The organism is Synechococcus sp. R8-2, assembly GCF_047461715.1.
Lineage (GTDB): Bacteria > Cyanobacteriota > Cyanobacteriia > Thermostichales > Thermostichaceae > Thermostichus.
This window is the reverse complement of record NZ_JANSHQ010000347.1, coordinates 1-2,226: the sequence shown is the minus strand read 5'-3', so window position 1 is coordinate 2,226 and position 2,226 is coordinate 1. Positions and strand designations below refer to the sequence as shown.

Here is a 2,226-nt window from a genome sequence, read left to right as displayed (position 1 = left end):
AGTTCAGCGTGAATGTATCAGTGCTAAGACTGCCAAAAAACAAAGGGAGCCGCTGGCTTGCGGGTGTGCTGGGCGCGCTGATGTTGCTGGGATCCGGAATCACGGCCCAGGCTCAGTTCTTGTGGCCCGGCCATTCCCTTTTCCCCAGCTCTGGTTCCGTAGACAGTGCGGAACAGAGGGGATCCCACTTGGCTGCTCGGCTCGACGCCTACTGCCGACAGCCGCCCGAGGAGGTAGCGCGCAAGGCTCAACTGCGCCAGCAGGCTGCCCAGTCGAATGCTGCTTGGGCCGAGTACACCCAAGTTTTGGCCGAACATGGCGCTGCCTTGATCGCCTGCCGCAGCCAACGCTGGCCCCAGATCCAGGCCATCTGGGTACGTCTGCATCCCTGTGATGCCAATCCGGGCGTGTTGGATCAGGTATTCGACCAAGTGGCGAACCTGGGCTACAACCGCGTCTTTATCGAGACCTTTTACGATGGCCGCTCTATTTTGCCGGATGGCGCAGGGGGGATCTGGCCCAGCTTACAGCCCAACGCCGACTTGTTGGATCTGGCTCTGAAAGCGGCACGACGCCGCGGCTTATCTGCCTATGCCTGGGTGTTTTCCCTCAATTTCGGCTACAGCTACGGACAACGGCCCGATCGACAGGTGGCCCTGGCCCGCAACGGTCGTGGCATAACCACCGTCTTGGATCCCGCTACAGCCCTTTCGGAAGACCTGGGCAGTCCTGGCGAGGTATTTGTGGATCCCTTTCATCCCCTGGCACGGCGGGATTTTGCCGAGTTGGTCCGCCGCATCCTACAGCGACAGCCGGATGGGATCCTTTTCGACTACATTCGCTATCCGCGTGGCTCAGGGGGATCCAGCGTGGCAGCCACCGTCCGAGACTTGTGGATTCATGGAGAGGCCGCCCGGAAAGCCTACCTCAATTTGGCAGAAAACCCGGCGGGTCGGGCATTGCTGGAGCGCTATTTGAGCCAGGGCTACATTGCAGTGGCAGATGTTCTCCATCTGGATGCCACCTATGCCGAAGAGCCCAGGTGGCGGCAGCCAGGGGATCCCTGGCCCAGCCCGACCGAGAAATGGGCGCTTTCCCCAGAGTTACTGGACTGGGCTGCCCAAGACATGGCCAGCAGGAATTGGCAGGGGGATCAGCTTTCCTCTGCAAAAGATTTACCAGAGAGTCTGGAGAAACCGGCGGATTCCAGTTCTGAGGCAGCAGCACCAACTCCTGCCCCTTCCCCCACCCCCAGCGCCGCCGTTCGCCAAGAACGTTGGCAGCAGCAGCTTTGGCAGCTGAGCGTCGAGTTTGCCCGCTACGGCGTTCTCGATTATCTACAGCAGGCCGCCCAACCCGCCCAGAGGCTGGGGATCCCGGTGGGGGCTGTCTTCTTCCCAGAAGGCAACCAAGCAGTAGGAGAAGGGTTTGACGCTCGTCTGCAACCCTGGGACCGCTTTGATCCGGGTATGGAATGGCACCCAATGGCCTATGCCAAGTGCGAGGATAGCTCCTGTGTGGCGCAGCAGGTGGAGCAGGTCCTGGCTGTGGCCTCTCCCCAAACCTTTGTCTGCCCGGCCATTGCCGGTCTATGGGGACAAGCCCAGCGGCAACGCCCCAGCCTGGAAACCCAAACAGCAGAGCTGGCCCGCCGCTTCCCGCAGTTGCCCTGTGTGAGTCACTTCGCCCTCTCCTGGATCGAGCCGGAGCTGGAGCGCAGCCGTCGCACCTGTCAACTCTAACGCCCATCCCAATCTGAAAGTTAGGAATTCTGAACTTATGAGCCCTGAGCAATTTGATCTGATTAACCGCCTGTTTCAACTGACCTTTCAGATCGGGGATCGCTTGGGCTGTGAATCCTCAGATCCTGCTCAATTGTTGCTGACCAACCGGCCCAGCCTGGAATCCAGTTGCACATTCTTTCCTTCCGATTTCACCTACGAAGCCTTGGATCCCCAAGTGTGGGCCGACTACATGGCGGAAGTTCCGGCCTTAGCGCAGATGGCGAATATTTTGCAACCTTATCCTTTCACCTGTGGCATTTATCGCCAAGACGAGGTTTCGTGGTGGATTTGCGCCTTTTGGGCAGCCCAAGAGGACTTGGGAACCAACTTGCTCTTGCGCGCCCACAGAGTCGAAACTTAGGCGCTTGAGCCCTATCTCCTCTCCCTCATCGAGACGGGGATCGGCGTTACCGGAATCAAAGGGGCTGATAGCAGTCGTGGT

Annotated in this window: 2 protein-coding genes; both read left to right on the top strand. The window is 59.4% G+C overall.

The window, feature by feature from the left end; all coding sequences use genetic code 11:
• The first annotated feature begins 65 nt into the window (after positions 1–65).
• Positions 66–1,742, top strand: a complete 1,677-nt coding sequence (locus NW819_RS08800; protein ID WP_414413514.1) for a hypothetical protein — start codon at positions 66–68, stop codon at positions 1,740–1,742.
• Positions 1,743–1,779: 37 nt separating this feature from the next.
• Entirely contained in the window at positions 1,780–2,145 is a 366-nt protein-coding gene (locus tag NW819_RS08795) for a hypothetical protein (RefSeq protein ID WP_011433539.1), read from the top strand.
• The last annotated feature ends 81 nt before the right edge of the window (positions 2,146–2,226 follow it).